Source organism: Phenylobacterium sp. (genome assembly GCF_013822795.1).
Taxonomy (GTDB): Bacteria; Pseudomonadota; Alphaproteobacteria; order Caulobacterales; family Caulobacteraceae; genus Phenylobacterium.
The window spans coordinates 1-1,153 of the sequence record NZ_PNLB01000046.1; the positions used below are offsets into that span (position 1 = coordinate 1).

Below are 1,153 nucleotides of genomic sequence, written 5' to 3' on the forward strand. Positions count from 1 at the left end.
GCTCGTTAAGCGTTGTTAGACGTTGTCACGCGACGTCGCCGCCGCGGAAACTGCTCGCCGGCAATGCGACCCGATGGTTCCGATCGGTCGGCCCGAAAGCGCGAGCATCGGTGGTCGGCCAAGGCCTTGAGACAAAAGGCTTTTGTTACCTCTGTGCCCGCCAACAGCGATTAACAACACCTAACGGGCCAATTAGAGGCTTTTGCCCGATTGTCTGTGCCAGCAAGGACGAACGCCGAAAGGACCCGAAATGATTCCGCTGCTCACCGATGCAATCGAGGCGCATGGAGGCCTGAACCGCTGGAAATCTCACCACGCGCTCACCGCGACCATCGTCAGCGGCGGCGACCTGTGGGCACTGAAGGGCGTCCCGCAGGACCCCGTTGCGCGAACAATGCGGGTCGAACTGCATCGGCAATGGGCCTCGGTGGCGCCGTTCGGAACTGGCCGGCATACCGACTTCACATCCGATCGCATCGCCATTCTGGCGGCCGACGGCAGCGTGGTCGCCGAGCGATCCAATCCCCGCGCTTCATTTGCGCGGCACGACCAGCGGACGAGTTGGGACCCGCTGCATCGCGCTTATTTCAACGGATATGCGCTCTGGACCTACCTCACCACACCGTTCCTGCTTTCCATGGACGGTTTCGAGGTCGAGGAAATCGAGCCTTGGCGCGAAGGGGCGGAAACCTGGCGCGGCTTGAGGGCGACCTTTCCCGCGGAAGTCGCCAGCCACAGTTCTGAGCAGGATTTCTATTTCGGCGAGGACATGCTGATCCGCCGGCACGACTACCACGTCGATATCGCCGGCAGTTTTCCGGCGGCGCAGTATGTCTCCGACCCCGTGAACGTGGACGGCATCTGGATCCCGACGCGGCGCAGGGCCTATCTCCGCGGCGACGAATTGAAGCCGATGCTCGATACGCTGATGGTGTCGATCGACCTTTCCGACTTCCGGTTCGGCTGAGGCAGCGGCTACTTTGCAGCGTTGTCCAGCACTTCGCGGGCAGCCTCCAGGTCGGCCGTCTCGAAGCCTTCCGTGAAGCGGGCGTAGGTCTCGGCCAGTCCGTCCAGCGGCTTCACCTTGCGTTGCCTGCGCCGAAGGCGCGCCAGCGACGTTTCCGTTCGCAGCCGCCATGACAGCGCACCCTGT

Annotated in this window: 1 protein-coding gene; it reads left to right on the top strand. The window is 63.0% G+C overall.

Annotated features, from left to right (window positions below; all coding sequences use genetic code 11):
• Positions 1 to 250: 250 nt before the first annotated feature.
• On the top strand, positions 251 to 967 hold the full coding sequence (locus C0481_RS21830) for a hypothetical protein (protein WP_293407850.1): 717 nt from the start codon (positions 251 to 253) through the stop codon (positions 965 to 967).
• Positions 968 to 1,153 lie beyond the last annotated feature (186 nt).

Coding starts and splice junctions, on each gene's coding strand:
- C0481_RS21830 (WP_293407850.1), top strand. CDS start 251: ATGATTCCGCTGCTCACCGATGCAATCGAGGCGCATGGAGGCCTGAAC.